This window comes from Parasedimentitalea marina, assembly GCF_004006175.1.
Lineage (GTDB): Bacteria > Pseudomonadota > Alphaproteobacteria > Rhodobacterales > Rhodobacteraceae > Parasedimentitalea > Parasedimentitalea marina.
Genome location: NZ_CP033219.1, coordinates 2,504,958 through 2,528,990, shown reverse-complemented (window position 1 = coordinate 2,528,990; position 24,033 = coordinate 2,504,958). Strand labels below are relative to the sequence as shown.

At 56.1% G+C, this 24,033-nt stretch carries 26 protein-coding genes and 1 tRNA gene; 15 read left to right on the top strand and 12 right to left on the bottom strand.

From position 1 onward, the window contains the following. Nucleotides 1-4 precede the first annotated feature (4 nt). The 6 genes from EBB79_RS12235 to EBB79_RS12215 all read left to right on the top strand — a co-directional run bounded on the left by EBB79_RS12235 (nucleotide 5) and on the right by EBB79_RS12215 (nucleotide 4,799). On the top strand, nucleotides 5-1,912 hold the full coding sequence (locus EBB79_RS12235) for a nitric oxide reductase activation protein NorD (RefSeq protein WP_127749152.1): 1,908 nt from the start codon (nucleotides 5-7) through the stop codon (nucleotides 1,910-1,912). Between the two features lies 1 nt (nucleotide 1,913). After that, nucleotides 1,914-2,093 (top strand): protein NnrT, encoded by a 180-nt coding sequence (locus EBB79_RS12230; RefSeq protein ID WP_127748936.1) that lies wholly within the window; start codon nucleotides 1,914-1,916, stop codon nucleotides 2,091-2,093. Then, nucleotides 2,090-2,305 carry an NnrT protein gene (locus EBB79_RS12225; protein WP_127749151.1) on the top strand — a complete coding sequence of 72 codons (216 nt, stop codon included), beginning with the start codon at nucleotides 2,090-2,092 and terminating at the stop codon, nucleotides 2,303-2,305. The genes EBB79_RS12230 and EBB79_RS12225 overlap by 4 nt, the downstream gene beginning before the upstream one ends. An 86-nt stretch (nucleotides 2,306-2,391) precedes the next feature. Further along, on the top strand, nucleotides 2,392-2,568 hold the full coding sequence (locus EBB79_RS24435; protein WP_164860798.1) for a hypothetical protein: 177 nt from the start codon (nucleotides 2,392-2,394) through the stop codon (nucleotides 2,566-2,568). A gap of 235 nt (nucleotides 2,569-2,803) precedes the next feature. Then, nucleotides 2,804-4,363, top strand: a complete 1,560-nt coding sequence (locus tag EBB79_RS12220) for an acyl-CoA synthetase (RefSeq protein WP_127749150.1) — start codon at nucleotides 2,804-2,806, stop codon at nucleotides 4,361-4,363. Between the two features lie 121 nt (nucleotides 4,364-4,484). Beyond that, entirely contained in the window at nucleotides 4,485-4,799 is a 315-nt protein-coding gene (locus EBB79_RS12215) for a putative quinol monooxygenase (RefSeq protein ID WP_202977618.1), read from the top strand. 195 nt (nucleotides 4,800-4,994) lie between these two features. Here EBB79_RS12215 and EBB79_RS12210 read toward each other — a convergent pair. From EBB79_RS12210 to EBB79_RS12200, 3 genes are all read right to left on the bottom strand, one after another. Next, a tRNA-Asn gene (locus EBB79_RS12210) sits at nucleotides 4,995-5,069 on the bottom strand. Nucleotides 5,070-5,442: 373 nt separating this feature from the next. Further along, a complete protein-coding gene (locus tag EBB79_RS12205) occupies nucleotides 5,443-6,291 on the bottom strand; it encodes a flagellin N-terminal helical domain-containing protein (protein WP_127749149.1) in 849 nt (282 codons plus the stop codon). 396 nt (nucleotides 6,292-6,687) lie between these two features. Further along, nucleotides 6,688-7,230, bottom strand: a complete 543-nt coding sequence (locus EBB79_RS12200; protein WP_127749148.1) for an exonuclease domain-containing protein — start codon at nucleotides 7,228-7,230, stop codon at nucleotides 6,688-6,690. A 652-nt stretch (nucleotides 7,231-7,882) separates the two neighbouring features. Here EBB79_RS12200 and EBB79_RS12195 point away from each other — a divergent pair. Together EBB79_RS12195 and tig are read left to right on the top strand one after the other, a co-directional pair. Further along, nucleotides 7,883-8,998: a porin family protein gene (locus tag EBB79_RS12195; protein ID WP_127749147.1), complete on the top strand. Its 1,116-nt coding sequence runs from the start codon at nucleotides 7,883-7,885 to the stop codon at nucleotides 8,996-8,998. A gap of 208 nt (nucleotides 8,999-9,206) precedes the next feature. Beyond that, a complete protein-coding gene (gene tig / locus EBB79_RS12190; RefSeq protein ID WP_127749146.1) occupies nucleotides 9,207-10,538 on the top strand; it encodes a trigger factor in 1,332 nt (443 codons plus the stop codon). A 182-nt stretch (nucleotides 10,539-10,720) separates the two neighbouring features. Here tig and EBB79_RS12185 read toward each other — a convergent pair whose 3' ends face one another. From EBB79_RS12185 to EBB79_RS12175, 3 genes are all read right to left on the bottom strand, one after another. Then, nucleotides 10,721-11,563, bottom strand: a complete 843-nt coding sequence (locus tag EBB79_RS12185) for a flagellin N-terminal helical domain-containing protein (protein WP_127749145.1) — start codon at nucleotides 11,561-11,563, stop codon at nucleotides 10,721-10,723. 554 nt (nucleotides 11,564-12,117) lie between these two features. Next, the gene (locus EBB79_RS12180; protein WP_127749144.1) at nucleotides 12,118-12,747 is read right to left on the bottom strand and encodes a glutathione S-transferase; all 630 of its coding nucleotides are present in this window, start codon (nucleotides 12,745-12,747) and stop codon (nucleotides 12,118-12,120) included. Between the two features lie 122 nt (nucleotides 12,748-12,869). After that, entirely contained in the window at nucleotides 12,870-14,828 is a 1,959-nt protein-coding gene (locus tag EBB79_RS12175) for a bifunctional 2',3'-cyclic-nucleotide 2'-phosphodiesterase/3'-nucleotidase (RefSeq protein WP_127749143.1), read from the bottom strand. A gap of 241 nt (nucleotides 14,829-15,069) precedes the next feature. Here EBB79_RS12175 and aqpZ point away from each other — a divergent pair, with 241 nt between their 5' ends. Beyond that, the gene (aqpZ, locus tag EBB79_RS12170; protein ID WP_127749142.1) at nucleotides 15,070-15,759 is read left to right on the top strand and encodes an aquaporin Z; all 690 of its coding nucleotides are present in this window, start codon (nucleotides 15,070-15,072) and stop codon (nucleotides 15,757-15,759) included. Between the two features lie 62 nt (nucleotides 15,760-15,821). Here aqpZ and EBB79_RS12165 read toward each other — a convergent pair whose 3' ends face one another. From EBB79_RS12165 to rpsF, 5 genes are all read right to left on the bottom strand, one after another. Continuing rightward, complete coding sequence (locus tag EBB79_RS12165; protein WP_127749141.1) at nucleotides 15,822-16,295, bottom strand: lytic transglycosylase domain-containing protein; 474 nt, start codon at nucleotides 16,293-16,295, stop codon at nucleotides 15,822-15,824. A 122-nt stretch (nucleotides 16,296-16,417) separates the two neighbouring features. Then, nucleotides 16,418-16,780, bottom strand: coding sequence for a glycine zipper domain-containing protein (locus EBB79_RS12160; protein WP_127749140.1), 363 nt, complete (start codon nucleotides 16,778-16,780; stop codon nucleotides 16,418-16,420). A 154-nt stretch (nucleotides 16,781-16,934) separates the two neighbouring features. Next, on the bottom strand, nucleotides 16,935-17,534 hold the full coding sequence (rplI, locus tag EBB79_RS12155) for a 50S ribosomal protein L9 (protein ID WP_127749139.1): 600 nt from the start codon (nucleotides 17,532-17,534) through the stop codon (nucleotides 16,935-16,937). Nucleotides 17,535-17,546: 12 nt separating this feature from the next. Further along, nucleotides 17,547-17,774, bottom strand: coding sequence for a 30S ribosomal protein S18 (rpsR, locus tag EBB79_RS12150; RefSeq protein WP_005852865.1), 228 nt, complete (start codon nucleotides 17,772-17,774; stop codon nucleotides 17,547-17,549). A 25-nt stretch (nucleotides 17,775-17,799) separates the two neighbouring features. Beyond that, the gene (gene rpsF / locus EBB79_RS12145; protein WP_127749138.1) at nucleotides 17,800-18,153 is read right to left on the bottom strand and encodes a 30S ribosomal protein S6; all 354 of its coding nucleotides are present in this window, start codon (nucleotides 18,151-18,153) and stop codon (nucleotides 17,800-17,802) included. Between the two features lie 13 nt (nucleotides 18,154-18,166). On the opposite strand from rpsF, the gene EBB79_RS12140 reads away from it, so the two are divergent. The 3 genes from EBB79_RS12140 to EBB79_RS12130 all read left to right on the top strand — a co-directional run bounded on the left by EBB79_RS12140 (nucleotide 18,167) and on the right by EBB79_RS12130 (nucleotide 19,718). Beyond that, nucleotides 18,167-18,406, top strand: a complete 240-nt coding sequence (locus EBB79_RS12140) for a hypothetical protein (protein WP_127749137.1) — start codon at nucleotides 18,167-18,169, stop codon at nucleotides 18,404-18,406. Between the two features lie 46 nt (nucleotides 18,407-18,452). Continuing rightward, nucleotides 18,453-18,986 carry a hypothetical protein gene (locus EBB79_RS12135; RefSeq protein ID WP_127749136.1) on the top strand — a complete coding sequence of 178 codons (534 nt, stop codon included), beginning with the start codon at nucleotides 18,453-18,455 and terminating at the stop codon, nucleotides 18,984-18,986. Nucleotides 18,987-19,142: 156 nt separating this feature from the next. Then, nucleotides 19,143-19,718 carry a YceI family protein gene (locus tag EBB79_RS12130; RefSeq protein ID WP_127749135.1) on the top strand — a complete coding sequence of 192 codons (576 nt, stop codon included), beginning with the start codon at nucleotides 19,143-19,145 and terminating at the stop codon, nucleotides 19,716-19,718. A gap of 436 nt (nucleotides 19,719-20,154) precedes the next feature. On the opposite strand, the gene EBB79_RS12125 is transcribed toward EBB79_RS12130, so the two are convergent. Next, a complete protein-coding gene (locus EBB79_RS12125; protein ID WP_127749134.1) occupies nucleotides 20,155-21,396 on the bottom strand; it encodes a cytochrome b/b6 domain-containing protein in 1,242 nt (413 codons plus the stop codon). 183 nt (nucleotides 21,397-21,579) lie between these two features. Between EBB79_RS12125 and fabD the strand changes: the two genes are divergently transcribed. The 3 genes from fabD (at nucleotide 21,580) to EBB79_RS12110 (ending at nucleotide 23,940) form a co-directional block, all read left to right on the top strand. Then, nucleotides 21,580-22,515 (top strand): ACP S-malonyltransferase, encoded by a 936-nt coding sequence (gene fabD, locus EBB79_RS12120; protein WP_127749133.1) that lies wholly within the window; start codon nucleotides 21,580-21,582, stop codon nucleotides 22,513-22,515. A 62-nt stretch (nucleotides 22,516-22,577) separates the two neighbouring features. Next, nucleotides 22,578-23,315 (top strand): 3-oxoacyl-[acyl-carrier-protein] reductase, encoded by a 738-nt coding sequence (gene fabG, locus EBB79_RS12115; RefSeq protein WP_127749132.1) that lies wholly within the window; start codon nucleotides 22,578-22,580, stop codon nucleotides 23,313-23,315. 391 nt (nucleotides 23,316-23,706) lie between these two features. Then, on the top strand, nucleotides 23,707-23,940 hold the full coding sequence (locus EBB79_RS12110) for an acyl carrier protein (RefSeq protein ID WP_108800206.1): 234 nt from the start codon (nucleotides 23,707-23,709) through the stop codon (nucleotides 23,938-23,940). The last annotated feature ends 93 nt before the right edge of the window (nucleotides 23,941-24,033 follow it).

The window sequence follows — 24,033 nt, the reverse complement described above, 5'->3', positions numbered from 1 at the left end:
AGCTATGGCCATTCACCCCCTTGATCTGATGGACCCGGAAGAAGCCGTTGGCAACATCTGGCACGATTACGTCACCAAAGTGGGGGCTCAGCCGAGCTTCCCCGAGGTGGCGGTGCAATTGTGTGATATCCGACCTAGCCTGGTCTTGTTGTTCCGCGCGCTTGGCGGCGATGGGTCTGTCGAGATTGGTGAGGTGCCTGCCATTCGCTCACACCACCGTCAATCGGTGACCCGCAAGCTGGGCAACCGGGGGGAATTGCTGTTCCTGCCGCGTTTTGACGGCGAACGACTGGGGCTGCCGCCACTGATGGAGGCCTTTCCCGAGGCTGAAATGAACCGGGCGGCCTATTTCTGGCTGGTTGCCCTGGCCGCGACACGGCCGGTCCTGCCAGTGCTTGAGGGCTGCGACTGCCTGAAGGATCACGCCCAGATCGAGGCCATGGCGACAGCCTCTGATCTGGCCTATCAACGCTGTCCGGGGTTGCGTGCCACCTATCAGCGCATGTGCAGCTTTATTCTGGCAACCCGACCGAAACTGATGCTGCCGCGCGAAGAGGCCCGGCTGGAACGCGCCATTTGTGATCAGCTCAACAGCCCCGAAGCCTCGCCACTCGATATTCCCGCGCCACAGCAGAGCCCCAAAACCTATCTGCCTTATACCCCCGTTCCGATCTGGCTGACGCTCTCGGCGCCCGGATCCGGGGCAGATGCAGGCGAGGAAGAAGAGGGGGATAACGCAGGCCCGCCGCCGGGTGCGGCCACCACCAATCGCAAGATGGCTGCGCGCGAAGACCGCGACGAGGCCAACCGCAAGGACAGCTTTATCTTCCACCGGTTTGAATCGATCCTGTCCTGGGTCGAAAGCATGAACCTGAACCGCATGGTGGACGACGACGAAAACGAGGACGCGCAAAAGGCGGCGGATGATCAGGATAAGATCATCCTGTCCAAGCATGACGACAAAAAAGCCGCCACCCGGTTGCGGATGCACCTGGATCTGGCCCCGGCGGACGCCGACCACGAGCGCCTGTCGGGCGTGTTCACATATCCTGAATGGGACCACCGCCAGCGCATCTACATGCCCGATCACTGCCGGGTGCTGGAGGCCGAGGCCGATGCTAACGCGCCGCAGGGATTGGCCCCGGATCCGCGCATGTTACGCGCCGTGCGCCGTCAGTTTGAGGCACTGCGCCCGCGCCGGATTCTGCGACCCCGTCAGGTCGAGGGCAGCGAGCTGGATCTGGATGCGCTGATCGCGGCGCGGGTGGACCTAAAGGCGGACGGCACCTCAAGCGATAGGATTTACCAAAGCATGCGCCAGATTGAGCGCGATCTCTCGGTGGGCTTTCTGCTCGACACCTCGCGCTCCACCGAGGCCTCGGTGGGGGATGCGACAGTGCTGGATATCGCCCGTGAAAGCCTGGCGGCACTGGCCGGTGGCATTGATGCCAGTGGCGATAGGCTGGGCATCTGGGGCTTTTCCTCGCTGCGCCGCGACCGGGTCTTTGTGAAGAAATGCAAAGACTTCGATGCGCCGATGTCGCTGCAGGTCACGCAGAAAATCTGCGGGCTGACCCCCTGCCACTATACAAGGCTCGGTGCCGCCATTCGTCACACAACCGCGATGCTGGATCAGGAAAGCTCAACCCGCAAACTGCTCTTGGTGCTGACCGACGGCAAGCCCAATGATCTGGACCACTACGAGGGCATCCACGGCATTGAAGACAGCCATATGGCGGTGCGTGAGGCCCGGCGTCTGGGTCATGTTGTGCACGGCATTGTCATAGATCAAGACGGCCAGGACTGGTTTGCGCGTATCTTCGGGCGGGCAGGGTTTACCCTGCTGCCGGACCCAACCCGCCTGACCCGTGCCCTGCCACAAATCTATCGATCCCTTACTCAGGAAACCTGACATGACCCGCTTATTCGCCTATGCTGTGATGGCCCTGCTACCAGCCCAGGTCTGGGCCGAGGCCTACAACCGCCCCGTCCCCCAAGCCCAAAGCGCCACCGCAGAGTTCTGGTTCTTCATCGCCTCCCTAACCCTCGTCGCAGCCCTCATCTCCGTCGCAGTCCTCGTCCATAAACGATGAAGGACGCGTGGAGCATACCCAAGCTGACGCTTGTGCTTTACCCCTTTGGTGCGGGCGCGGCGGCGGTGAATGTGTTCTTTGCCTCGCTGATCACATCCTGGATCGGTTGGCCGGTCCTGTCACCGCTGGCCTCTATTGTCATCGGATTGGTACTGGGCCTGCCGCTGACTTATGCCTATGCGTGCCACATTCACAAGCTGATGCAGAAATAACAAAGGTGAGCTGAACCCTGTGGTCATCACGCCCGGACGTTTTAAGGTGGGTGACAAGCAGGCGGTTAACCGGTTAGGAAGGTGACATGAAACATGTCCCAAAAGAAACCACAGATGATGCTCTTATTCAGGAGTACCTGAACAAGGGCGGCAAGGTGAGCGTCGGCAAGACCAAACCGCTGCCAAGTGAACTGGGTCTAAGCAACAATGCTTGGAACAACAAACTGACCAAAGAAGAAAAGTCGGCGCGCGATAAGAAATAGGATCTCTTTGCAGTCCGCTATTAAGCGCCGTGGCGGAAACGGTGGGTGTGCGGTACTTTCAACGGCGAGTCTCGCGCTTTCTCTCATTTCTGTTACGGTATTTCGGGCAGAAAGCTGGTTTCCGGCATTCAGCTTGTTGGGACGTGACGTCCTTTCAAATGCCGTTGACACTGTAAGATGGATCGCCGCAGGTTGGCCGGGTTCATAGTGCGTAACAGATTGAGAGGTCAGGCAAATGCAGATTACATCCATCCTAAGGCGGGCCGCTCAGATCAACCCTGATGGCATTGCCACGATCTTTCAGGAGCGGCAGCAAACCTGGAGCCAAATGCTGGACCGTGTCGCTCGGCTGGCTGGTGCTCTTCAAGGTCTGGGAATGGGCACCGGCGACCGCGTCGCGCTGTTGTCGCTGAACTCGGACCGGTTCATCGAGTATTTCTTTGCCAGCGTCTGGGGCGGTGGGGCGATGATGCCAATGAACATCCGTTGGGCGCCTGCCGAATGCGCCTATGCACTGAACGATGCGGGTGCCGAGATCTTGCTGGTGGATGACGCGTTCAGCGAGGCCGCCATTGCGATCAAACAGCTGGTACCGGGGCTGAAAACGATCGTTTACTGCGGTGACGGCGACACCCCTGCGGGCATGGAAAACTACGAGAGTATTCTGGCAGCGGCGCAGCCTGCAGCAGATGCCGACCGCAGTGGCGGTGACATGGCGGGTATCTTTTATACCGGCGGCACAACGGGATTTCCCAAAGGGGTGATGCTGTCGCACACGAATTTCTATGTCAGTGGCGTGTCCAATGCCCATGATTTAAACATGCGCGATGGTACAATTTACCTGCATGCCGCGCCGATGTTCCACATCGCGGATCTGATCTGGTTCACGGCTCTGACATTTATGGCCGGTACCCATGTGGTGATCCCGTCGTTCACCCCGGACGGGGCGCTGGATGCGATTGAACGGCACCGGCCCAGTCAGGTTCTACTCGTGCCGGTGATGCTGCAAATGGTGCTGCAAAGTGACAAGCTGGCCAGTACCGATACCTCGTCGCTGACCCAGATCATCTATGGCGCCTCGCCGATCACGGAATCGGTTCTGATCGACGCCTTTGAGAAGTTCCCGAATGTGTCCTTCCTGCAGGCGTTCGGTCAGACCGAGCTAAGCCCGGTGGCGACGGTCCTTCCCACTGATTATCACGTGCTGGAGGGGCCAAAGGCAGGCAAGTTACGCTCAGCTGGGCGTCCGACACGGGTCTGCGAGATCCGCATCGTGGACGAGGATATGGTCGAGGTGACGCGCGGCGATGTGGGGCAGATTGCGGTCAAGGGACCGATTACCATGCTGGGTTATTGGAACAAACCCGAGATCACCGCCGAGACCATCCGAGATGGCTGGCTGCTGACTGGCGATGCTGGGTATATGGATGGTGAGGGATTCATCTTTTTGATGGACCGGCTGAAAGATATGATCGTCTCGGGCGGTGAAAACGTGTTCTCGGCCGAGGTGGAAAATGCACTGGGTCAGCACCCGGCAGTGGCCACCAGTGCGGTGATTGGTATCCCCAGTGACCAATGGGGCGAGAGTGTTCATGCCATTGTAATCCTGAATCCCGAAGCCACAGCGACCACGGATGAACTGCAGGCGCATTGTCACCAACTGATCGCTGGCTACAAATGCCCAAGAAGTGTTGAGTTCCGCACCGAGCCGCTGCCGCTGTCGGGCGCCAACAAGGTGCTTAAGACCGAGCTGCGCAAACCCTATTGGGAAGGGCAGGAGCGTCAGATTTCCTGATGTTTCGGGTTACTAGCGACGCCGATAGTGTGATCCAACTTGGGCAAATGCGCCCTGTTGCAGTTGGGCGGTGCTGCCGCTAGATTTGGAAAAATCCAGACTTACCAATGGGAAAACAGTTATGTCTATCGTCCATGTGATTGCCATCATCACCGCCAAACCGGGTCAACGAGAGGCGGTTTTGGAAATTTTTGACGCCAATGTCCCTGCGGTTTTGGCAGAGGATGGCTGCATTGCCTATGAGGCAACAATCGACACTGAAAATGCCGGGCCGATGCAAACGGAATTTGGGCCGGACACCTTTGTTGTTGTCGAAAAATGGGACAGCATGGCAGCTCTTGGTGCCCATGCTGCCTCTGCTCACATGGCGGCCTACAGTGCGCGCACCAAAGACATGCTGGCAGGCCGCGCGATTCACATCCTGTCGCCCACTTAAACCCGTTCACGATTGATGCCACCGGAAGATCAGCTTGGTCCAGCCATTGATTGATCTCGATTGTGATGGCAGGGCGGCGGCCGATCTGATGACAGCAATTGCAGCTCTGCCGGAACCTGCGCAGACTTGGTGGCAAAATCAATTACAAGTGAGAACCAAAAAAGCCACCAAGCTATTGAGCTTAGTGGCTTTTTATGGCTCCGGCGGTAGGGATCGAACCTACGACCAATTGATTAACAGTCAACTGCTCTACCGCTGAGCTACGCCGGATCATGTGTGACCGTATAGCCATGGAAATTGGTGAGGTCCAGAGGAGAAAATGCTTTTTTTTGAAAATGACTATCTTCTGGTATCTTCGAATATCTTGATGGTTTTCAAATAATTAGGCGATCTATCAGGTAGTGAACCTGGCTAGTATACGCGGGAGGGGGAATTTGGTGGGGACTTGGATGGCTGGGGCAACGTCTCAAGATGGATCCGGGTGAATACACAAAATGAGGGAGTCGTGGAAACCGGACGAGCCTGGTCCGAAGGAGCAAACACCCCAGATAAGGAAGACACGATCCCCGGGAGCTTCAGTATCATAACATGCAGTTTGACCGTCAAAAGATCCGGGGCACCGAAGCGCCCCGGATCAATGTGTTTAGCGGAACAGCTGCGACAGTGTCGACGGTGCACTGTTGGCAATTGTCAGCGACTGGACTGCCAGTGACTGCTGAGTTTGCAGAGCCTTCAGGCGGGCCGATGCTTCTTCCATGTCGGTGTCTGTCATCGAGCTGACACCCAATTTCATGGCGTCGGTCAGCTTGGAGACAAATTCACCCTGATCGGTCAAACGAGCCGAGTCAGAACCCAGTGCAGCAGCGCCATCGATAGCCGTAGACAGGAAGGCTTCGATTTCGCCCAACGCAGTTGCAGCGGTGGTGCTGTCAGTGATGGCAGTCAAGTTGGCAACCAAGTCAACGTTGGCTTCAAAATCGACGGTGTCGATGCTGATTTCAGTTGCCGAAGGGGTGCCGGTTGGACCCACGCGGTCAAGAGAGGCAATTACACCCATGCTTGTTGTTGAATTGCCATCAATGTCAGTCGCCAGCAGGTTGGCACCGTTAAACTGTGCTGCTGCGATGATGGCAGCAACCTGTTCACTTTTCTTGGTGATGTCATCCTGGATTTTGGCATGATCGACGTTCTCGGACTGTGCGGAAACGATAAGTTCCTTGATGTCAGTCAGTGTGTTCACGATCTGCTCGGCACCGGCTGAAGCAACAGCTACAGTGGCTTCACCCACGGCCAGGCTTTCCGAGATTGCTTCAAAGCCTGCAACATCAGATTCCATCGTCTTCGAGATAGCCCAGACAGCGGCGTTGTCGCTGGCGGAGCCAACTTTTTTTCCGGTCGAGATTTGGTTCTGCGCTTCGGTCAGATCGTTGTTCACCGACTGAAGTGTCTGCAAGGCAACCATTGCGCCGTTGTTTGTCAGAATGCTGGTCATAGTTAGTACTCCAAGTAGTCATAGTTTGAGGCGTTTGACCCCATGTTTTGCTCAACCTGTAGGCTGAGCTTCGGAGTCGTTCTGACTATACAGAGAGCGGTCTATCGCTGTGCCACCGAGATGTTTGGTGCCTGGCTGTTCTAGCACCCATTTTCCCGGAAAGTCCTAACGGGGAGATTGGGATTAGGTCAGATCTTTGGCGAATATATCTGCGCAGCGTCTTGACTGATTTAACGGACAAATCGCCCAAGTTGCATTCTGCAATTTGTGGCAGAATGACTATCAGGCCACATCCTTTAATCGGTAATCGCTTGTTGAAAAAGTTGGAAAATCACAGAATCACGAGAGAGTATCGGACCGGTCGAGCCGCTGAGATTTTTGCCGCCGAGACTGAAACTATTCGATAAAATTGAAACCTAATTCGGCCTCGGCCAGCAAAATTACTTGCGCTGCAGCCTTTGAATCCTCGGCTGCGTCGTGATGTTTGAAGTTCAATCTTAACACTTTTTGTAGGTTGCCCAGCCCATGCCCGCCATTTCCACGCAGTTGAGGCCAGGCTTTGCGGGCAACCTGCACTGAATTAAGCCAGCGGGTGCTTAGATTCGGCAGATCGTACCGCCGACAGGCGGCGCCGATCGCCTTTTGGTCAAATTGGCTGTGCTGAACCAGCACATGTCGTGTCAGAAAATCGCGCAATGGTTCAATGACGTCTCCGAATCTGGGCTGACCCGCCACCGTGTCGGGCCCAATGCCGTGCAGCTGGGTATTGAAAGGTGCAAATCTGACTTCTGGATCAATCATGAAGCTGGCGGTCTGGATGACACCGTCATGATCCACCATTGCCAATCCCAACTGGCAGATGCTGCCGGAGTCGCCATTGGCTGTTTCCACATCTAAAGCCACAAACCGATAGGTGCGCGAGAATAGCGACCCGCTCATCTTCGACGTTTCCTCGGCCTGGTGAAAGAGATCCAGTTGTATGGGCCGTCGGTGCATTCTTGCCTCGTTGGTCAGGTTCAGGTGTTCTGCACTGCGATCCAATACAGCCGATTGGGGGCGGCAAAGGCGTGTGCCACCTTAGTATAAAAAGACCTGGCGATTTGGAATTGTCGGCTTCAGCGCAGTGTCTTTCTTTATGGGATATAACATGACCCCGTATTTGATGTGTGTCTATCCTGACTGCGCGACGACGGTTTTGCCACAGATGTGGGGACCGGCGGTTCGACCTCGTGCAAGCGACAGTCTGGGGGCAAGTCAGCAGGATGCCACTTGCTCTTTGTGGTCGAACTCAAATGCGCCGCATCAAAATACCACCTGTGATTCTGAGAGTTGCGCCCTGCGCAGTGCGGCTATTCAGTAGGCGCATGCTTGTGTGAACTGGATCACTTAACGCCTTGCTAGTAAGGGGAAAATTGCCGATTCAGTGAGAAAAATGAGCAAGATTTCGCCACTTGATTTCGCCTGAATCACGTTGTCGTTTTTCAAGTATCGGCAGCAAAAAAAACCCATGTTAGCCCAATTCGTAAGTCGGGTCCCTTATGGATGGAACGAGGTGTTCCTGACTGTGATGAGGAACTAGGAGCACCTACTCATGAACAAGAAACTTGCATTTAACGCCAGTGCAGCTGCACTGGCCACCGCCATTGCGTCGCCAGCTTTCGCTGGGCCCACTTATGAAAACGACACCGGTGGCAGTTTTACCTGGTATGGTCAGTTTGACCCATCTTTCCAATCTTATGATGATGGCACCGAGACCTACGACCGCTTGGTCGATAACGCGGGGTCCAACTCCCGTATTGGCTTCCGTCTGTCACAGGCCTTCGGCGAGAACACCATGACGTTTCATTTTGAAACGGCCTTTGGTCTTCGCTCTTCTGACGGCGTCAGCCAGAGCTCGACAGGAGACGCTCTAAGCTGGGATCGTACCAATCTCCGTCATGTAGACTTGCAGTATGATACCGCTCGTTTTGGTAAGTTCTCGGCCGGTCAGGGTTCGATGGCGTCGGACGGTATTGCTGGCAGTGACCAGTCTGGTACCGGTGTTGTTGCCGGTGTTGCAGTTGCAGACCCAGCAGGCGGCTACGCGTTCCGGACTTCGGCTGGTGCGCTCAGCTCGGTCAATGTGGGTGATGTCTTCACCGACTATGACGGTGGGCGTCTTGGACGTGTGCGGTACGACTCCAATAGCTACAATGGGTTCGTATTCTCGGCCTCTTACGGTACCGATATTCTGAAGACCAGCAACGACCGCGAGACATATGACGTCGCTGTTCGGTATAACAACAATGACCTGGGCGACTTTGCTCTTGCTGCAGCCCTGGGTGCGGCATGGACCGAAGAAACCGGCACCGCAGACAAACGCGACATCGTCGGGTCGGTCGCGCTGGAGCATAAGCCAACCGGATTGTCGCTGGCGCTTGCATCAGGTGAACGCGATATTGCGGGCAGCTACGGCTATGCCAAGCTGGGTTACACAGCCGATCTGACTTCTCTCGGCGCAACCGCCTTTTCGGTCGATTACTATGACGGCTCGGATATGGCTTCGACCGGTGACTCAGCACAGTCCTGGGGCGTTGCTGCCACCCAGAAAATCGACAACTACAACGTCGAGGCCTATCTGGCCTACCGCGAGTACGCCTATGAAGACACCAGCACCACCTACAGTGACAGTAGCGTGATCATGGCGGGTGCGCGCTGGAAGTTCTAAGCACTCCAAACCAGATCTGAAACACCAGAAACACGCCTCTTAGGGCGTGTTTTTTCATGCGCAGAGGTAAAATTCGGGGCTTTCCCGCTTAACTATCCCTGTCAGACAGCAATGCCTCTTGCGCGGCGCGCCTATGGGAAATACAAGGCGTCAAATTTATCTGGGGGGATGTCTCTGTGCATGCCTCCGAATCTCTATGGGGAATGACATGCAGGTCACCGAGACGCTGAACGAAGGTCTGAAACGCGGCTATGCGATTACCGTTACCGCGGCTGAATTGGACGCCAAAGTAAACGAAAAGCTGGTCGAGGCTCAGCCGGGCATCGAAATGAAGGGTTTCCGTAAGGGTAAGGTGCCAATGGCGCTGCTGAAAAAGCAGTATGGCGAACGCCTGACGGGCGAAGCGATGCAGGAAACCATCGACGGTGCGATGAACCAGCACTTTGAAGAAAGCGGCGACCGTCCTGCCATGCAGCCAGACGTCAAAATGACCAACGACGACTGGAAGCCGGGCGACGACATCGAAGTCGACATGTCCTACGAAGCTCTTCCTGAAATTCCTGAGGTCGATCTGAAATCGGTCTCATTGGAAAAGCTGGTTGTCAAAGCCGGTGAAGCCGACGTTGACGAAGCGCTGGCCAACCTTGCTGAAACCGCTCAAAATTTCGAAGCCCGCGAAGAGGGTGCTGCGTCCGAGGACGGCGATCAGGTTGTCATCGACTTCCTGGGTAAAGTTGACGGCGAAGCCTTTGATGGCGGTGCTGCTGACGATTTCCCACTGGTTCTGGGCTCAAACTCCTTCATTCCGGGTTTTGAACCACAGCTGGTTGGCATTAAAGCCGGTGTTGAACTGGACGTCACCGTGTCCTTCCCCGAGGACTATCAGGCGGAAAACCTGGCCGGTAAAGAAGCTGTCTTTACCTGTACCGTGAAAGAAGTCAAAGCCCCGGTCGCTGCCGAGCTCGACGATGAGCTGGCCAAGAAGTTTGGCGCCGAAGACCTGGCTGGTCTGAAGGTTCAGATTGGTGAACGTCTGGAAGCTGAATACGCTGGTGCCTCGCGCGCAGTGATGAAGCGTGCCGTGCTGGACGCCCTGGACAAGCTGGTCTCGTTTGACCTGCCTCCATCGCTGCTGGAATCTGAAGCAGGCCAGATCGCGCACCAGCTGTGGCACGAAGACAACCCAGAAGTCGAAGGCCACGATCACCCCGAGATCGAAACCACCGACGAGCACAAGGCATTGGCCGAGCGCCGGGTCCGTCTGGGTCTGTTGCTGGCCGAACTGGGTCAGAAAGCCGAAGTCGAAGTGACCGACGCTGAAATGACTCAAGCGATCATGGGCCAGGCCCGTCAGTATCCGGGTCAGGAACGTGAATTCTTTGAATTTGTTCAGAAAAACGCCCAGATGCAGCAACAGCTTCGCGCGCCAATCTTTGAAGACAAAGTCATCGACTATGTGTTTGAACTGGCTGATGTGTCCGAAAAGGAAGTCTCAAAAGACGACCTTCAAAAGGCTGTTGAGGCGCTTGAAGAAGAGTAAATCTTCTCCTCTTACCTATTTAAAAGGCCGCTCATCTGAGCGGCCTTTTTCTTTTCCACACAACGCTACTCAGACCTCAACATGTGACCAGTAACAAAAATAGCCGGCCCTCAATTATAGAGGACCGGCTATTCATTTTAAAAGGTGATCCGAGGCGCGATAGGCGCCCCGGATCAGTGTGTTTAGCGGAACAGCTGCGACAGTGTCGACGGTGCACTGTTGGCAATTGTCAGCGACTGAACGGCCAGTGACTGCTGAGTTTGCAGCGCCTTCAGGCGGGCCGATGCTTCTTCCATGTCAGTGTCTGTCATCGAGCTGACACCCAATTTCATGGCGTCAGTCAGCTTGGAGACAAATTCACCCTGGTCACTCAGACGGGCAGCGTCGGAACCCAGTTGAGCTGCACCATCAATGGCTGTGACCAAGAAGGCTTCGATGTCGTCCAGTGCCGTGGCCGCAGTGGTGCTGTCAGAGATCGCGGTCAAAGTGGACATGTCCAGATTGGATGTGAAATCGATAGCAGCGATGTCAATTTCAGTTGCGGTAGGCGTGCCGGTTGGACCAACGCGGTCAAGCGAAGCAAGAACACCCAGCGAAGATTCAGTACCGTCGACTGTATCCAACAGCAGATTGACACCGTTGAACTGAGCAGCGGCCATGATCGCGTCGATCTGTTCAGTTTTCTTAGTGATGTCGGCCTGAATTTTAACGTGATCGACGTTCTCGGACTGTGCGGAAACGATAAGTTCCTTGATGTCAGTCAGTGTGTTCACGATCTGCTCGGCACCGGCTGAAGCAACAGCAACAGTGGCTTCACCCACGGCCAGGCTTTCCGAGATTGCTTCAAAGCCTGCAACATCAGATTCCATTGTCTTCGAGATAGCCCAGACAGCGGCGTTGTCGCTGGCGGAGCCAACTTTTTTACCGGTCGAGATTTGGTTTTGCGCGTCGGTCAGATCGTTGTTCACGGACTGAAGTGTCTGCAAAGCAACCATTGCGCCATTGTTTGTCAGAATGCTGGTCATAATAATAATCCTTACGTAGCATGAGATTCCTCACGCTGTTTCACCTTTAGCGGCTAATTGAAGGCCATTCTGATCTTGCTAATAGTTGTTCGATTATCACTCAACTTATCAGCGCCACCCCACCCAGGATGCAGGTACCAATCTGGGTTGTAGAGATTAACAGGTCCCTAATCGGGGTTGGGCAGATAATTAAAGGTGTGTGAAAAATTGAATATAAGCGGTGCGGTTCTACTGCCCGAGGGGAAGTTGAAATACTTGAACTGTCTTGTGTTTGCTGTGAGAATTCGGTATTTATTGTTTTAAAACAATGTGTTAGTCGTCTGTGGAGGATTTGACTCTAGCCGGTCACGTCGACGCACAGGGCTTCTTTCGGTGTCAAAAACAGGCTGGAATTCGTTAAAATTCTACCGGAGCCGATGATTTTTGCGCCAAAACGCATTTTGCGTTTTGGTGGTCTGATCGTCTCAGATGGGTTTTTCTGGATGTGAAGGCGAATAATGAATTCTACCCTGAGGATAATAGAGTAAATCGCGGCGCGTGGCCTGATGCTCGATCTACAACCCCTTATGTGGAAAATGAGTGAGATCTGCTTGCGTGGTCCACTGTGGATACTTGCTCATGATTGCGGAGAACCGGTCTGAAGTCAGGAAGTTCTCTAGCCAAGCTTGTAAATTGGGCCAGGGCTGGGCGTCGAACCAGGATTTGTCGACAAAAGCGAACTGGCGCACAAATGGCAGGATGGCGTAATCCGCCAGACTTGCCTGTGCAAAGATCCATTGGTCAATCTGCTGATCAAGCTCCGCCAGAAACGCGCCTGCCAGGGCCCGCTGCTCACTTGCGTCCATATCTGGATAGCGGCTAGCGTATTTGGTATGGTCCAGTGCTGCCTTGAATGGGCCATCCGCGCGGGTAATCCAGTCCCAGCCCTCGGGTGGCATATCCAGCCAGCCCTCGGGGTCGGATTGGCGCAGCGCCCATATCATAATGTCCAGGCTTTCGTCGAAGACCGTATCGACTGCCACCAGGCAGGGCACCGTCGCAGAGGGGGAGACGGCCAGAAAGGCCGCAGGTTTGTCGCGCAGCACAACTTCGCGCAACTCGACTTGCTGACCAGACGAGACCAGAGCCAGCCTTGCCCGCATGGCATAGGGGCAGCGGCGAAAGGAATAGAGGATTGGGAGCATGGGAAATCCGGGTCACTAAAGTTTAAGTGAATTTAGATCTGACGGTCCCGACAGGCAAGCGCTGTGCGTGTTTGATCGTGCAAGTGAAGCTGCTCGACAGGGGCCGAGCAGCTTGGGCTTGTTTAGAGTTCGATTTTGAACCGGGCAAAGCCTTCGGGGCCTTCGCCTGCCGGGGCGATCTTTACGCCCTCGACGCTGTCCACATAATCGGACGCCTTGGGGCCGGTGTCGAACAGCACCGAGGTGCCGGGCAGGGGGGCGAAAGACCAGTTGGCATCGGCGCGTGGGCTGATGGTGCCTTTCTCGACGATATAGCGGACAATCACGTCGCGGTTGGTGTCGGGCCCTTCAAACACAATGGTGTCGCCCTGTGCACCGGGGAACTTGCCGCCACCGCTGGCGCGGTAGTTGTTGGTGGCAATGATGAACTGGGCCTCGGGATCGATGGGTGCACCGTTATACATCAGGTTGACGATGCGGCTGGCCCCACCATCGCCGGGTTCACCCTTGGTGCCAAACTTCGACGGCTGGGACAGATCGATCTGATAGGACACCCCGTCGATCACATCAAAGTTGTAGCTGGGGAACGACGGGTTCAGCAGCACCTGGTCGCCCTTGCCGACCTCCACCTGGTTGAAGATTCCCGCCGAACGCTCCAGCCAATCCTTGACCTGAGCGCCGTTGACCAGCACCGCGCGCGCCGTATTGGGGTAAAGATACAGATCAGCGACGTTCTTGATCGCAACATCGCCCTTGGGCACATCGGTGTAATACTCAGGGCCACCGCGACCGCCAGCCTTGAACGGTGCTGCCGCTGACAGGATGGGCAGGCCCTCGTACTTGGTGCCCTTCAGCATCTCGCCGATATACCATTGCTGGGCAATCGACACGATCTGAACCGAAGGATCATCCGCCACCAGTGCAAAATAGCTGTGCAGCGGCGCGTCTGTCTTACCCACCGCACGGCGAACATAGGCCAGGGTCTCTTCGTGTTCCTGGGTGACGGCGGCCAGCACCGCGGCATCATCATCCACCAGTGCGGTATAGCTGCGATCTTCGTTGCGCTTGGAAATCGGCCGCGCCTCGGAATCATGGCCAACCACGCGCCAGCCAGTGCCATCGCGTTCCAGCATCAGATCGATCAGGCCCAGATGGCTGCCCCAGAACCCACCCATTGTGGCGGGCTTGCCGTGAATAGTGCCCTTGTCGACATCAACACCGGCAAAGTCAGCATATTTGGACGAGGGGAACACCAGGTGGCTGTGACCGGTCATGATGGCATCGATACCCTCGACCATGGCCAGTGGCACCGAGGCGTTCTCCATTCCGTCGCTTTCCTGAGCAGAGCCGATGCCCGAATGGGATAGCGCGATAATAATGTCCGCGCCTTTTTCCTTCATCTCGGGCACATAGGCGCGCGCAGTTTGCAGAATGTCACGCGCCTGCACCTTGCCCTCTAGATGACGGCGGTCCCAGTTCATCACTTGCGGCGGCACAAATCCGATCAAACCGATCTTGATGGGATGGCTGTTGCCGGCCCCATCGGTCAGCTCGCGCTCGATCATCACATAAGGAGGTAGCAGCGTTTTGTCGTCGCGCGGAGTGGCCCCTGTCTCGGTGGCGATATTAGCGCAGACCACGGGATAGTTGGCCCCGGCCAGCGATTTCATCAGGAAATCCAGGCCATAGTTGAATTCGTGATTGCCCAGCGTCGAAGCCTCAAACCCTAGCGTGTTCATCGCGGCGATCACCGGGTGCATGTCGCCGTCGGCCATGCCGCGTTCATAGGCGATGTAATCGCCCATTGGGTTGCCCTGCAGAAAGTCACCATTGTCCAGCAACAATGAATTGGTGGCCTCGGCGCGGATGTCTTTTACAATCGACGCGGTGCGGGCCAGTCCTATAGTGTCACGCGGTTTGTCGGCGTAATAGTCATAAGGGAACACATGTACATGCAGGTCGGTAGTCTCCATCAAACGCAGATGCACCTGATTGGTTGCGGCCTGAACTGAAAACGGATGCAGTGCGATAAGGCCGGCACTACCAGCCAGAAATGAACGACGGTCGATCTGAATAGGCATAGTGAACTCCCAAAGTTTTTGTTGTTATCCAATCAGGATAACACGGTGCTAGCGCAATCATATGACATTCTTAATTCAGGTGACCGACCTTACGTGGTCTCGGCAAAACTGCGCTGACTGCGCACCCCGCTAAGTGGATCTTGGTCCGTAACCAGTCAATGGGCATCGCGCGAGCGATAGCAGGCTCGGAATCGTTATGAGTGTGCTATGCTTTTGTCATCGTATTTTCAGGAGACATGTTATGACAAAGAAGTTGTTGGCAGAATTTATCGGTACGTTTTGGCTGGTGCTTGGCGGCTGTGGCAGTGCCGTTCTGGCCGCGGGGGTCGCAGATGTTGGCATCGGCTGGCTGGGTGTCAGCCTGGCCTTTGGTCTGACGGTTTTGACCATGGCCTATACTGTCGGTCATATCTCAGGCGGGCATTTCAATCCGGCTGTGTCGCTTGGCCTGATGATCGGCGGGCGGTTCGATGCTAAAGATCTGATCCCCTATTGGGTGGCTCAGGTTATAGGGGCCGTTGCGGCCTCGGTTGTTCTTTATATCATTGTGTCCGGCGGAGAGGGCTTCACCGGGGTCGGCGGATTTGCATCAAACGGCTACGGCGCCGCGTCACCGCAGGGCTATGGTCTGATGGCGGCCCTGGTGATCGAAGTGGTGATGACGGCCATGTTCCTGATCATCATTTTGGGAGCGACTTCCGCTGGGGCTCCAGCGGGGTTCGCCCCGATCGCCATTGGTCTGGGGCTGACCCTGATTCACCTGATCTCTATTCCGGTGACCAACACCTCGGTTAATCCGGCACGTTCAACAGGTGTTGCGCTGTTCGCCGACGGTCCTGCCTTGGCGCAGCTCTGGCTGTTCTGGGTGGCCCCACTGGTCGGCGCTGCACTGGGGGCTGTCATCTGGAAAGTGATGAGCCCGGAAGATTAAGATCAGGGGATTGTCCGGCACTGTCCCGGGCAATCCCGCCGTACAAAAAACCGGCGAGGCGCTTAGTTGACCAGGCCGGTTTCTTTCAACATCCCGCGCCGTTTGGCCTCGGGGTAATAGCCGCGTGAATAGTGCTTTACGGCCATGTCGTGGCTGCCATCCGATATCAACCAGGCGCCTCGCAGGTATTTGACTGCAAACTCCAGGTTGGTGTCGGCATCCAACAGGTCCTTTGGCTGGCCCTTGAACCCCATTGACCGCGCCGTGGCGGGCAGGATCTGCAACAGCCCGTAATAGGGGCGCGCAACTGCCCAGGGACGATGGGTGCTTTCACGGATTGCCAGCCGGTGCACCAACGCGCGCGGCACGTCATAGTGATCGGCCCAGTGGTTGATTTGGCTGCGCAGCTCGGGTGTTTCATTGGGATAGAGCGGCGGATCAAAGTCGTCATTCCCGGATTGCCCAGCAACACTGCCCGAGCAAGCAGCAAGCACGATTGGCAGCGCCAATAGTCTTAATACCGATCTGCGTTTCATAAGCGATCTCCCCCAGAGGCAAGTTTTGACGTCAAATTAGCGAACTCACCACAAGGGGCAACCGGATGGGTGTAAAACCGCCGATGATTAAGGATCACAGGGGGGGGCAGGGCGACGCATGTTTAGCCGACTACTGGATGTCCCGCTTGCTGCATGCAGCGAACAAGATAGTTTCGTTGCGCCTGTTTGACCTGCGCATCGCCCACCGCGGCCCCCACGGCAGCACCTACCAAAGCTCCAACTGCGGCTTTGTCCCGGCTTTCGCCTGCTCCGACTATGGCACCGCCAACACCCCCCAGCGCCGCGCTTTTTGCGATGTGATCCGTGCCAACCTGGCGCGCTTGCGACCGGCACTGGGCCTCATCAGCAGCAAAATTAGCGCCCGCTTGTCCATTCAGTTGCAAGGGGGCCCCCACCGGGACAGTTTCGTCGCAGCCCGCCAGCAACAGAAGCGACAGAGAGAGAGTCAGGAATTTTCCGGTCATGGCCTGGATCCTTTGCAAAATCGTCAATCAATAGATCAACGATACTGCGCAGGGGATCATTGGGCCAGTGTTTCTGTTGAACCTGTTTGACCATAGAAAAAGGCCACCCACAGCGGGCGGCCTTTTCCAAAGTCTTAGCTCGAATGAGAAGCGATTAAGCTTCTTCTTCGGCCTGTGGTGCGTCGTCATCATCAGATGCAGCGCTGCCAATGTCGTCGAACAGTTCGGAAATTTCGAACTCAGCAGCGGCTTCTTCTTCCGCAGCCATTTCCTGGATCGATTTGCCCGAAGCCTGCAGTTCGGCTTCTTCTGCCGAACGTGCCACGTTCATTTCGATCTCAACCGTAACTTCTGGGTGCAGGTTGACGGCGACGGCGTGCAGACCCAGGTCTTTGATCGGGTGGATCAAAGCGATCTGCTTTTTGTCGACCGAGAAACCTTCGGCGGTGGCGGCGTCAGCGGCGTCACGTGGAGTGACCGACCCGTACAGAGCGCCGGCATCGGATGCCGAACGAATCACAACGAACTGCTGGCCAGCCAGCTTTTCGCCCAGGGCCTGTGCTTCTGCTTTGGTTTCCAGATTGCGAGCTTCAAGCTGCGCTTTCTGAGTTTCAAAGTTGGCAATGTTGCCTGCCGAAGCAGTCAAGCCTTTGCCCTGTGGCAGCAGGAAGTTACGTGCGTAACCTGGTTTGACGTCAACAACGTCGCCCATCTGGCCCAGCTTTGCGACGCGCTCAAGAAGGATAACTTTCATGTCAGTTGCTCCTTATTTAACAGCGTAGGGCAGCAGGGCGAGAAAACGTGCGCGCTTGATGGCACGAGCCAGTTCACGCTGTTTTTTCGCCGAGACGGCGGTGATCCGTGAAGGAACAATTTTGCCGCGCTCAGAGATGTAGCGTTGCAGCAGACGGGTGTCTTTGTAATCAATCGCCGGAGCATTGTCGCCCGAGAAGGGGCAGACTTTACGACGACGGAAAAATGGTTTTGCAGCCATGGTTTAGCGTCCTTTTCCTAAGCGATCAACGGCGCTCGCGACGGGAGTCGCGTTCGTCACGTTTCTGCATCTGGACCGAAGGGCCCTCTTTGTGTTCGTCCATCTTGATGGTCAGAACACGCATGACATCGTCATGCAGACGCATCAGGCGCTCCATTTCCTGGATCGCCGGTGCCGGGGCATCGGTACGCAGGAAGGCATAGTGGCCCTTACGGTTTTTGTTGATCTTATAGGCCATCGTTTTGACGCCCCAGTACTCGCTGTCGACAAGGCTACCGCCGTTGTCGGACAGAACAGCACCGAAATGTTCGATGAGACCTTCTGCTTGCGTGTTGGACAAGTCCTGACGCGCAATCATTACATGCTCATATAGCGGCATGTGAGCTCCTGTTATGTTCAAGGCGCATTTCAAAGATGGGGCGTTTGACCCTTCCGCTGCCCCACCACGAGAGTCTGCGCGGATCGAATTAGATACGGAAGGAAGCCTCCATATACAGGCTGTGGCCGAAAGGGCAAGCCAGCAGTTCATGCGTGTTTCCAAGATGGCAACATTGATGGCAATTGCCCGCTATTTTCCCCGCATCCGCCCCATTCCCGTCGCAATGTTCGGTTTGATTGAGGTTAACAAATGATTAACAGCGCCCAAAAGGGTGCGATTATCGAGAAAGGGCAGACGTTATGGCAGTAACTGAAATCATCCCGACGAGCGACACCCACAAGGCATCGCCGCGTGGATTATATGCAATGGCCGAAGCGCTTCCACTGGTGCTTAGCTTTCGCCCCAACTGGCAGCTGCGCTCAATCGTGCTGCGGGTTGTTGGCGCTGCGATGGTGCTCAGCTCGACGGGTATCTGGCTGATGCCGGGTGCCGCTTATGACCCTGAAATGGCGTTGATCAAGATTGGGATTTCCGTGTTCTTCCTGTTTGCCGGCATCGCTCTGATGATGGTCAACGATCCGGACACCCATCCCGATGCCTATTTCGATCCGATTCGTCGCGAGTTGCGGGTGCTGCAACGCACAGGCCAAGGACGTCCGCGCACGGTTCTGCGTCGCGGGTATGACAGCCTGGGCAGCGTTCGCTTCAAAGATCGTTCGGTAGAATTGTACGAGATCGACGGATCGCTTTTGATCCGCCTTCCGCTAAGCCTTGGGTCGACCCGGAAACTGCTGCGCGAACAGCTCAGCGGTGTGGTTCCCATCCTGAGCTAGGCCACTTCACATTTGCGCGAGAACGAACCCGGTCTGGTGAGATCGGGTTCTTGTTCGTTAGCTCACAGGGTATGTTGGAATTTGCTGACTTCCCATTCTCGGCGTCAGTTGTCATTTCTTGGATCATATAAATTGTTCAACCGGAGCCCTTACCTTATGAAAAAGACCCTGCTTGCTGCCGCCCTGGCCACCGTCGCCGCCTCAGCTGCATTCGCGGCCCCAGAGAAATATGTACTGGACGCCAGCCACAGCCAAATCCTGTTCAGCTATAACCACCTGGGTTTCTCAACAACCTGGGGCATGTTCTCCGGTTTTGAGGGCGACGTGATGTTTGATCAGGAAAACCCTGCAGCGTCGAGCGTTGCCGTTTCGATGCCAACCAAGTCGATGTTCACTGGCTGGGAAGAGCGCTTTGGTCACTTCATGTCGCAGGACTTCTTTGGTGCGACTGACACCGATATGGTCAGCTTTACATCGACCGGAATTGACGTGACCGGCGATTCCACCGCTCAGATCACCGGTGACCTGACCATCAATGGCACCACCAAATCTGTGGTTCTGGATGCTGTCTTGAATCAGGTTGGCGATCACCCGATGGCAGGCAAGCCTTGGGCCGGATTTGACGCCAGCGCAACCGTGCTGCGGTCGGACTTCAACCTGGGCAAATTCGCGCCGTTCGTGAGCGACGAGGTCGACATCAAGATCTCGATCGAAGCGATGAAAGCTGAGTAAACCTGATCAGTGCCCCGGTGTATCTAAAGTTCACCGGGGCATTTGTGCCGCCGATCTAAAGGGCAGAAGGGCAGGGCCCGCTCTGCGCGCTGGACCGGATAGACACTAAGTATTCCCCTCCGTCCATTCATTGGGCGGAGGTTCTTCGTTGTAACAACAGTCTGTGGTCATTCCATTGGCCTCCCCTTGGCCCGCCAGAGGCGCCATCTGTAGGGAAGTAGTGGTTCTGTTGAGATTAAAGAGTCAGCCGAACTGAAAACACTTTGGTTCGCAGTGTTTGTGACGGTTGCTGAATTTGCGACCACGGCAATCCCTGAAAAGGACCAGACAGAATAAAGGCCGCTGACCCCGTTCAGGTCAGCGGCCCTTATATGTGTCGCGCGACATCCTTTGACGGTTTGACAGGATGTCAAAGGACAATCAAATGGCGGCTCTGCTAGTTCACCCGGTCAGCGGCCAAGTCAATTTTCACCTCGACGCCGAACCCCAATGATGTCTCGTCTGGCAAACTTTTACCGATATCAAAATCCAGTCGATCCAGGGTTACAGAGCCACTCATCACGGCATGATCACCCTGCAGGTCCAGCGTAAAGGGCAGGGTCAGCGGCACCACTTTATCGCGGATCGTCAGCGTACCGACGGCTTGATAATCCACATCCAGCTTCTCCAGTTGCGCAGTGAAAATAGCCGTTGGGAAGGTGGCGCTGTCGAAATAGTCGGGGCCCATGGCCTGTGCCGTTACCGTGCCAAGATCAAAGGATGCGATGGTAATGGTCACCTCGACATCGCCGACAGGGCCCACCGGGGCAGCGTCATCGAAATTAATCGCCGCTGTCCACTCCGTGAAACTGCCTGAAACCTGGCTGCCCATCTGTGTGATGCTGATGCCCAATGTGCCTGTCTGTACTGCCCAACCCGAGGCGACCTGTTGCAGTGGGGCAGACTGCGCCGGCGCGAGTTGTGTGGTGGTCTGATCACTTGCTGCGAAAAAGCCCAGCAGAACGCCTGTTCCAAGGGTTGCGGCCCAAACAGCCAGTGCGCTGAGCATCGGGATGCTGCTTGCGATGTGCTCTGCTGGTTGTGGCAGTTCTGATTTACCCGGCAGCATCCGGCGCAGGGTGGCATCGCGGTCAATCACATGGTGCTTTAACGCGCCGGCAATATGCAGCAGCAGCGACACAATCAGTACCCAGACGAAAATGACATGCAGCGATGCAAAGAAATGCGCGACGCTTTCAGATTTGGGCACCAGCGGCAGATCTTGCCCGAATGACCACCAGATCGGAGCAAAGCCACTGGTTGCCGCATGCTCAATCCATCCGAACAAGGGCACCAGCACAAGCGAGCCATAGAGTAGCCAGTGCACGGTTTCAGCGGCCCAGGATTCAAGCTTGCGATCCGGGTGAAGCAGCCCGGGCTTGGGCTGGCTGATGGCCCACATGATGCGCAGCAGAGCCGTGAAAAATACCGCGATTCCGATGGTTTTATGCAGCGAAAACAGCAAGAAGACCCGAGTAATCGTTGCCTGAGAGCCGTCAAATCCGGGACCGCTGATCTGATGTGCCAAATCATTGGCGATCAATCCCAGTGGAATTGCCGTCAGGATCAGCAGGGCCATCACCCAGTGAAATCCCTTGGCGACGCTGCCGTATCTGGAGTGGCTATTGGATCTGGACACTGGGGCATTCCTTTTGGGCTGTCAGTTTGTCACAACCTAACAATCATGCGGCGGGTTGCAATGTTGGCGGATATCTCCTTTTGCACAGGATTTGTGCGCAGACGTGCAGCTCTCTTGTGTGAACCGCTCGGGACCGCTAAACCGGCCAAAATCGCAGAGTATACAGTCTATATGAGGTGTTTGATGACAACCGCATTTGTTTTCCCCGGACAGGGCGCGCAGGCAATTGGAATGGGCAAGGCGCTGGCTGATGCCTATCCGGCAGCCAGGGCAGTGTTTGACGAGGTCGACGCCGCATTGGGTGAATCCCTGAGCAGCCTGATTTGGGAGGGTGACATCGACGCTCTGACCCTGACTGAAAACGCCCAGCCGGCGCTGATGGCCACATCGATTGCTGCATTGCGCGCCTTGGAAACAGAAGGTGTCAGCATCAATAAGGCTGCGTTTGTGGCGGGCCATTCACTGGGCGAATATTCGGCACTGGCCGCTGCGGGTGCCATCTCGGTTGCCGACACCGCCCGTCTGCTGCGCACCCGTGGGAAAGCCATGCAAAGTGCTGTGCCCGTCGGGGTTGGCGCCATGGCGGCCTTGCTGGGGCTGGATTTTGACACCGTCAAAGAGATCGCAGCCGAGGCCGCCTCGGACGGCGAGGTTGTGCAGGCCGCCAATGATAATGATCCGACACAGGTTGTGGTCTCGGGGCACAAAGCCGCCGTTGAACGCGCGGCCGAGATCGCCAAGACCCGCGGGGCCCGCCGTGCGGTGATGCTGCCGGTCAGCGCACCGTTCCACTGTGCCCTGATGCAGCCCGCTGCCGATGTCATGGCCGAGGCCCTGGCCGCTGTCGATATCAAGGCTCCCGCCGTTCCCGTGATCGCCAATGTCCGTGCCGATGTGGTGACCGACCCCACCGAGATTCGCGCTCTTTTGATCGAACAGATCACCGGTTCGGTGCGCTGGCGTGAAAGCGTTCAGGTCATGGCCGCCAAAGGCGTAACCGAGTTTTGGGAAATTGGCGCAGGCAAGGCATTGTCCGGTATGGTTCGCAAGATCGACCGCAGCCTGACCAGCCGTCAGGTTGCAACGCCGGACGACGCCAAAGCCGCCGCCGAAGCGTAAACGACACATTTATAGTTCGCCGCTCTGAATCTTGTGAGCATCGGACAGCAATAGGATATGATATGTTTGATTTGACTGGTAAAAATGCTCTCATCACTGGTGCGTCCGGTGGCATTGGTGGCGATATCGCCCGCACGTTGCACGCCGCCGGGGCCACTGTGGTTCTGTCCGGCACCCGCGAAGAGCCGCTGCAGGCCCTGGCCGCTGAATTGGGCGAGCGCGCATATGTTCTGACCTGCAATCTCTCCGACAAGGATTCGGTCGAGGCGCTGCCCAAAGCGGCCATTGCCGCCATGGGCTCGGTTGATATTTTGGTGAATAACGCTGGCATCACCCGCGACAACCTGTTTATGCGCATGAAGGATGACGAGTGGGATAGCGTGATCAATGTCAATCTGACGTCGACCATGCGCCTGTGCCGCGGCGTGTTGCGCGGTATGATGAAGGCGCGTTGGGGCCGGATCATCAATATCTCGTCCATCGTCGGTGCAACCGGTAATCCGGGGCAGGGTAACTACGCCGCCTCCAAAGCCGGGATGGTCGGCATGTCCAAGTCGCTGGCCTATGAGGTTGCCAACCGGGGCATCACGGTCAATGCGATCGCGCCGGGCTTCATTGCGACCGCAATGACCGAGAAACTGAACGACACCCAGAAAGACGCAATCCTGACCCAGATCCCGGCCGCGCGCATGGGCGATTCTAAAGAGATCGCTGCCGCTGTGCTGTATCTCGCCAGCGCCGAGGCGGCCTATGTCACCGGCACCACGTTGCACGTCAACGGTGGCATGGCGATGCTTTAAGAGGCAGAGAATCACGTGTTTTTCCAAACCAGCCATGTCGGCAGAAGTCGCTGATATGGCTTTTGGCGGACAGATGACATTTTCTTCGCCTTCGGGTTGCACTAGCGAAAGTCGGTGCCTATCTGCATCAAGCTGACAACGGTTTTTTATGCCAAAAGGGCAAAAAATGCCTGTTGCTTGTGGCTTGAAGTGACATGGCGAAACCGTTTGCCTCTGCGCAAGTCTGTGTTATAGGCGGCGCATCTCTGTTTCGGAGGGCTCCGTTGGGGCCGTTCCGGACAAGCCCCCCGCACTTTGGGGATCGAACCGCCCGGATTGGGCAAAATAACGCCATCCCCAGCGGGCAAGGGCAGAACAGGGCCATCTGGCCCCGAATAATCGAGGAATGAACATGAGCGACGTCGCAGACCGCGTAAAAAAGATCGTTGTAGAGCACCTGGGTGTTGAAGAAGACAAAGTAACCGAGAACGCTTCGTTCATCGACGACCTGGGCGCAGACAGCCTGGACACCGTTGAGCTGGTTATGGCCTTCGAAGAAGAGTTCGGCATTGAAATCCCTGACGACGCTGCTGAGACTATCCAGTCATTCGGCGACGCGGTGAAGTTCATCACTGAAGCTTCCTAAAGCTTTCCAATCGCAGCTTTGCGATTGCCTGAACGGCGCTTTCCAGTGGGAAGGCGCCGTTTTTGTTTGCGGCGCTTGGCGGAAAATAGCCCA